Source organism: Pseudorhodobacter sp., from assembly GCF_030452865.1.
Lineage (GTDB): Bacteria > Pseudomonadota > Alphaproteobacteria > Rhodobacterales > Rhodobacteraceae > Pseudorhodobacter.
The window spans coordinates 1-7,929 of sequence record NZ_JAKDLJ010000149.1; the positions used below are offsets into that span (position 1 = coordinate 1).

Annotated in this window: 1 protein-coding gene; it reads right to left on the reverse strand. The window is 60.3% G+C overall.

Translation table 11 applies throughout. The annotated features are described in order from the left end of the window. The coding region (locus L0H65_RS10235) for a CARDB domain-containing protein (RefSeq protein ID WP_301458776.1) at nt 1–7,929 on the reverse strand (7,929 nt) is incomplete at both ends.

The window sequence follows — 7,929 nt, forward strand, 5'->3', positions numbered from 1 at the left end:
ACCATGGGGTGATGTAATACCGACCCGAAGGCAGGTCTGCCGGGATGGTGACGCTCACCACCATCTCATAGCTTTCGCCAACGGCCAGCGCGCCGTTATGGCTGACCGTTGCCAGCAGCCGCGCCGAATTGCCTTTCAGGAAATCCGCGCCATCCACATCTACAAAAGCGGCTGTATTGGGGCGGCGCGCGTCACGCGCGATCCAGATCGTATCGCGCCAGCTATCGTCCAGCGTGGCACCCTGACCCCGGTTGGTGACTGTATAGCGCAGTTCAATCTCTGAACCATATACCGCCTGCACCGGGGCCACGACGCCAGAGGTCACCAGATCCGGGCGCGGAAGCGCGTTGACCGTAAACGCCTTGAACCCAAGATTGTCGCTGTCAAACGGGTATTCATCCACCGCGACACCGCTATCGGTGCTGACAAGGATATACCCTTGCCCCGACCAGCGCAGCGGCACCGTGCCGGTATCGGAAGTGACCTGATACCGTTCTCCGGGCGCGAGTGAGGTAGGGTTGCCGGTGCGGCTGATCAAAATGTCATCACTGCTCAGCCGGTCATCGAGCGAGAGGTAGACGGAATCGGTCCAGGCACCCGTCGCTGCAACCGCGCCTTGATTGATGATCTCGAACACCGCGTTGATGGTGCCACCGGCGCTAACGGTCGGGGCGGCAACCACGGACGCAACCTTGAGATTCGGGCGCGGGTTCAGCGTGACTTCAACCACCCGATCATCGCCTTGGGTATTGTTCAGAGCAGCGGCGCCGTTTTCATAGATGCCATTGTTGTAATTGGTCACAACCGTAAGCCGGTAGGCACCTTCGATCTTGGCAGGCAAACGGAAGCGTTCCGTGCGCTGATAGCTTTGACCGACGCCAAGCGTGCGTTCGGTGGTGTAGGTGCCGACAATGATGGATGGCTTTGAGACATCCACCGGCACCAGCAGAACCCGGTCGCTCCAACTGCCAGCAGCATCGGCTTGCCCTTGATTGGTCACGCGCCACGCCAGATCAATTTCCTGACCTTCAGCAGCGGTCTCCAACGTCGCAAGATCGGTAACTTTCAGATCGGCGCTCGGTGAAAGCGATATTGTCACCGTTGCTGCATCGGATGTGTTGTTATCGTCAAAAATGAATTCATACGGGCCAAAATAGGGCGCAGTGACGACGGTAACGTAATAGGTGCCCGCAATCCCTTCCGGAACGTCGATCGCAGCACTGCGGGCATAGGTTTCGCCCACCGGCAAGATGCCGAGATGGGTGAAGCTCTGGTTGGAAATCACACCGGTTCCATCCGGGTTGCGTGACAGGGTGACCCTGTCCACCCAACTTGACCGATCCGTGAGTCCAAGCCCCTTGTTTTCCACTACCCAGGCCACATTGATCTGCCCGCCCGAAACGGCGGTCGCCTGCGCTTCGATGCTGCGCACGGCAAGATCGGCATAGGCAGCGCGGGCAATATCGACATTGCCCGGCGCAATGGCGCGGTTGTTTGCCGTCGCGCCATCCTCGAACACCGATCCCGCCGCATCGGCAACCACATAGATTTTCAACCGGTCCGAGAAGCCTGCGGGCAGCGCAATCGCCTCGGACCGCAGATAATATTCACCGGGGGCGAGTGCCCCGTCGCGGTTGAAACGGCCCAGCAGGAAATCATCACCATCGCCGATGATGCTGTCGCGCGACGCCCAAACCTGATCCTGCCAGCCCGTCTCCGCCCCGACCTGCGATGCAATGTTCGTGACACGCCAGCCAACCGTGATCACCGCCGGATCGGCAACGGTCAACGGTGGTGCGACCACCGCCGACACCTGAAGATCGGAATGTTGCGCAAGCGTGACCGCAAGGGCATGGGACAGGCTGTTGTTGCCCTCCAACGATCGTTCTTCCACCACATCATTCGCGTCGGACACGACGATCACTTGCCATCCGTCCCGCGCGGAAAGCGGCAGAACCACCTCCGCCGTCTGCGTGTCTACATCGCCGACGGCCAGCGCGCCGCGCGCTGCACTTGTATGCAACAGGATGTCGGTGCCATCCACGACACCATCGCGCGAAAGATAAATCCGGTCGATCCGTCCGGCCTGTGCGACACCGCCACCCTGATTTCCGACTTGCCAGGTCACCGGGACCAGCGTGCCCGAAATCGCGGTATCAGGTGCCGAGATATTCTTCACATAAAGATCAGGTGTCGACAGCCCGAAGGGTGCAACGGCCAAAGCTGAATTGTTCGCCTCCCGCCCGATCTCGTAAACCTGCTCCAACCGGTCGGTGATGACAAGGAAACGCCAGGTGCCATCGGGGACGGCGGGAAGGGTCACATTCAGCGAAACGTCAACCCCGTCGCCCGCGGCAAGGGTAGTGTCGTGGCGGTATTGACCGATAAAATAGGCTCCGCCCAAACCACCGCTGGCGGTCAGATAGACATAATCGGTCCATGGCGCGCGCGCCGGGCCTTCGCCTTCGTTGTCCACCCGCCACGTCACGCCCGCGACGGTTCCGGGGGAGCCGTTGGCCGGACCGATGACATTGCTTGCAACCAGATCCGCCGCAGGGCTGGAAGATATTGCAACAGGCTCCAGCGCGGCAAGGCTGTTGTTGCCCTCCGCCGCGCCCTCGGGCAGGGTGTTTGCGCTGTCGGTCACCACGATCAGCCGCCAGGCCCCGGTGATACCACCTGGAATGACAACACTGGCGTTCCCCGTATAGGTCGCACCGACAGCAAGCGGCCCGGCAGGTGCGGCAACCTCGGCCAGCAGAATATCGCCTGCGCCCACAACCCCGTCCTGCGACAGATAGACCGCATCGGTCCATGTGCCAGCGGTCGCAACGCGGCCCGCATTGGCAACGCGCCAGCCGACCTGAACCGATTGGCCCCAAGTCGCCGCCTGAACGCCGGCCACCGCCTCCACCACAAGATCGGGGGCAAGTGCTGCCGCGATGGTCAGCGGCCGCTGCGCGGAAATATTGTTGGCCTCACCATCGCCTTCCGTCACCGCCGCCGCCGCGTCCACGATCACGGCCAGCCGCCAATCACCTACGATCGAAGGTGGTAGGGTAACAGTCGTGGTCACGGTCTCGGCGGCATTTCCGGCAAGGCCCGAACGGCTTACATTTCCAATCACGATGTCATCGGCATTGCCGATCACGTCATCGGAACTCAGCACCAACCGATCAGACCGCGCCCCCGCCGCGATGGAGGAGGCGTTGGTGACCCGCCAGGAAACCTGCAAGGGTTGGCCGGCCACGGGCGACCCGATCACCGTTGGCGCGGCGACCGTGAAATCGGGATAGGTGCGAACGGTGGACGTGAAATCAAAGGTTGCGTAGTTGTTCGACTCGGCAGTGTCACCCGCGTTCGCCTCACGCACCGCGCCACGGTAATCGGCATTGATGAACAACCGAAGGTCACCCGCACCGGCGGCACCATCGGGCAGATTGAATGTGATGCTGCGCGCGCGCGCGGCCCCGGCTTTCAGGATCACCCCCGCCTCAGCCGCGAAGCTGATCTCCTGATCAAAAACCCATTGCCGTGCCGTATAATTGTACACCCTGACATAATCGACAAAAGGCCCGATAACATTCGCGGTTCCGGTGTTTTTCATGTCCCATGCAAGGGTCACACTATCACCCGCAAACAACGGCCCGTTGGTCAGGCGCATATTTTCAATCTGCAAGTCAGGGGCGGAAAGAACATCCAACACCTTGGTATTGTTGGTCTCACCGTCCCCTGATGCGTTGCCTTCGCTGATCACCGATCCGCTGTCTGTCGTTACGCTGAACCGCATGTTTCCGGTGCCGTCGATATCAGCGGGCCAGGTGATGACCGCGCTCCGCTCCACCGTGCCACCTGCGGCCAGCGTGCCTGATACCGCCGGATCATAGGTCAGACCCCATTGACCGATAGATTTGTTGTAAGCGGTCACATTGTTCAAACGCAGTTCTTCGGCAAAGCCAGTCGTGACAGGTTTGCCGCCCGCATTGCGCAGGGTCCAGCGCACCGTGACCGACTGGCCCGGCGTATAGCCCCCCGCAGGTTCCGTCCTGAGGTTTTCCACCACCAGATCGGCAAGCGTATCCGCCGCTGCGGTGAACGCCAGGGTCGCGGTATTGTTCGCCTCCGGTCCCGCACCGCGGTTGGTTTCATCCACCGCGTTCGCAATATCGACTTCCACTTCCGCGATCAGATCGCCGGTGCCCGGCGCGCCTTTGGGGAGCAGCAGAACCGCGCTGCGCTGCACCGATGCACCGGGCGCAAGCGGTGCGGCCAGATCCGCCGTAACGCGGACGCCGACGATTTCGCCGGTATCGGCACGCCGCAGGATCACCCGGTCACGGCCTGTCCCGGCGGAGGCGGTGCCACTGTTGCGCACGGTCCATTTGACGGTGACAGGCTGGCCCGCCGTAATCGGCCCGGCAGCGACAATCGCAAGCCCCGAGGGAACCAGATCCGCCGCTGTCCGCGCCACGGTGGAAACCGGCACATCGGCGCGCAACGGCGCTTCGATTAGGTTGATTTTCAGATGTTGCGGTTCAGCCCGCGAATTCGTTCCGACGAACATCAGCATGTAACGACCGCTCGCGGCCAGTGTGACAGGCAGGCGTTGCGCCAGACCCGTCGTATCAAAAATGATCTTTCCGTCCGGGCCGATCAGCGACCAGTAAGTATAGGAACTGTCAATCTCGGTCAGGTCGAAACCGAACCGTTGCCCGGCCACCCCGTCAAACGCATACCCGTTTGTCACAGAACCCGGCGAGAGCAACACATCCACAGGCTGACCGGGGGTCAGTTCCGGCAAGCTGTCCATTGCCAGCAGGCGAAACGGCATTTGCGTTACAGCGTCATCAGAGCGGTAAACGACCAGCCGATAATCGCCAGCCGCCAACCAACGCAGGGAGTTCCGGTTCCCTTCGTAATAAAAGGAGTCACTGGAGACTTCGCGGTTCTGACTGTCGAGGATGCGGAAACGGGCGGAGCTGTCATTGATCTGCCCATCGAACCAGACCGCGCCCGCGTCCGCCATGGTGAAGGTGTAGTGCAATTCTGCCCCGAGATCGGGTAGCGTGTCCTGATTGCGTTCAAAGAACACGAGCGGACGGGTCACAATCTGCTTTTGCGCCAGACGGAAACTGTAGGACATGGGGGCGGTTGCATTCGGCGGTGGCACGATCACAAGCCGCCAAGTCCCGCTCATCTGCAATGTCTGGGCGGTGGTGTTCGTCATGTCATAGCGGGTCTGAATCGTGCCATCCGGCGCAATCAGAAAATAGGTGCCGCCATAGGTGCTGGGCGTGCTGGACGACAGCACATCAAAAATCACCTGCTGACCGGCAGTGCCGCTGAAAGTGAAGCTGCGGGTCATCGACGAAACCGTTTCATCGACCACGACGGTTTCGTCAATCGCAATCGCGCGCCCGTTGGCCGTATTCAACAGCGCGATGGAAAACGGATCGGTCAGCGGCGTGCTGGCGGTAAGCGTCAGCTCATAACTGCCCGGCACAAGGTCGAAGCTGCGCTGATTCAACCCGTCGATCCTGCCGGATGCTGCCATAAACCCGCTGGCGTTCATCAGGGTCCAGTTCAGATAATAGCTGCTCAGACTGCTGTGCAGCTGATAGAGGCCAGCTTGCGTCACAGTCACTGTATAACGCCCCACCGACCCGGCATCCGGCAGCGAAAGCGTCGTCACCGTATCTGGGGCAAGAACAAGGGCGGAATTGGCTAACAGCGTTACCTGAACCGTTCCCGGTTCCGAAGCGCCCTGTTTACCGTCCAGAAGCAGCGTATAACGGCCGGTCAGGCGCGGCGTGAATTCAAGATGTCCGACCCGGCTTTCCGCCGCCACGCGGTTGCCCTTGGGATCCAGCAGCAGATAGCCCGGCACGTTGGCGGCATTTCCGGCGATCATGCGAAGCGTCAGTTTCTCCCCCGCAGTGGCCGCGAACTGATAGGAGACCGCGACCTGTCCGGGGTCGATCAGCGCGGTTGCCGTGGTATCGCGCAGCAACGGGGTTGCCGCATCAAGGTCCATCATCTTGAAGGCGAACGGGTCAGAGGCATTTCGGGTCAGAATGCTGATCTGATAGTCGCCTGCGGGAAGATCAATCCACCAGCTTCCGTCTTGTTGATCGCCGCGCGGAATCACCGTGGTTGTGAAATCATCGAAATCGAGGTCGTCGACAATGACCCCCAGCGCGTCACGGATCGTGAACCGCAAATAGTAATTATAGGTTTGCGCATCGACATACAGCCGCTTCGGCGCCGTAAGGGTCAGCAGATAATCCTGCGCCACATTCGCGGTCGTCAGCGTGCCACTTGCCAACTCCCCCACTGCAAGGGGGGTGCCGGTCAGCACCGCTGGGGTCTGATCGCCCGCATCGCGGACCGCAAAAGCGAATTGCGGGCTGACCCCGGAATTGCTGATCGCCCCTTTGACCGCGAAGATGTACTTTCCGGTTTCGCGCAACTTGATTCCGTTGGTATCGGAGAGGTTCCCGCGCGACCAGACCCGGCGTCCATCCGGGCCGTAAAGCTGAATATCAGTGTTGCCGGACGTGCTCAACGCATCGAAATCAATGATATGGCCCCGTTCGCCTTGCCATGAAAACAGCGCCATGCCGTTCGCCATATCCAATGTCGTCAGCGCGGTCGATGTATTGTCCTGCAACACCGTGGCGGTGGCGGCACGGCGCAGGGTAAAGCCGTAGTCACCGACATAATCGTCCGCACCCTGCACGACGACACTGTAGTTTCCGGCGGTCAGATCAAACCGGATGCCGGTCCAATCCAACGTCCTGAACCCAACAGGGTCAGTCAGGGCGACGCCATCACGCTCCAGATACCAGGTTGCGCCGTTGCTGTAGAGGTTGCTGTCAAAAATAAGTGTCTCTGCCGTCGCCAGCGTGAAATCGTGGCGGATCGTTGCCAGCGGCGTTGTGATACTGCCGGTCACAGGTGTCGCTGTCGAGATGGCGCGCTGGCGGGTTTCAACCTCGGTCAGCCGGAACGTGGTTTCCCATGACGCCGGCGTTCTTACACGGTCAACCAGAACCAGCGTATAACGACCATCCTCGGGGATATAGGTGACGAAATCGGACTGGATCGCCGCCGCATTCATGAGGTTGCCTTGAGGGTCGAAAAGCTGCCAATAGCCTTCACCGATGCGGGCTTTGGCGTCAAAGAAAACCCGTGTGCCGCCGGTCAGATCGAGATGACGAATGACTGCGGCAGTATCACCGGCAAGGGTAATATCCCCCCCGACAGCCAAAATCGCGCCAAGCGCCATGTCGCGCAACGCAAAGCTAAACGCGGGGGTGCCGTTGCCATCCGGCGTCAGGGCAAGCCGGTAGCTGCCTGCTGTCAGGCGAAAATGGCTGGGATTGCTGTCATAATTATCGAAATCCCCGTTGGCGGTAATGGGAACCTGCGCCCCGTCCGCATCATAAATCTTCCACGACATGGCGGAATTGGTCAGCGCATCGAAATAGAGCTGCTTCGCCTCGGTCAGGGTGAACCGGAATTCACGCACTTCGAACGGCGCGGTGACCTGCCCGGAAACCACCTGCTCAATCGCCAGGTTTGACGTGACGGTTTTCGAGCTGCGCAGCGTCAGATCATAATTGATCGGCTTATCCTGCCCGGCAAGACCCTTGATCGCAAAAAAATACCGGCCATCGCGCGGCGGTGTAAACGACATGTCCGCACCAGTGGCCGATGTTTGTAGCTTGACCTCACCATCGGGGCCGAAAATATAGAGGTAGGGATAGTAATAAGTGCTGATATCACTCAGCAGATCGTAATCAAAGGTCAGTTGTTCGCCGCCCGTGCCATCGAAGGCAAAACTGATGCTGTCCTCACCCGGATCAATGCTGCCGCTGAAACGCTGTCCAACCGCCACAACCGGAGCGGCTGAAACATCGCGAATGA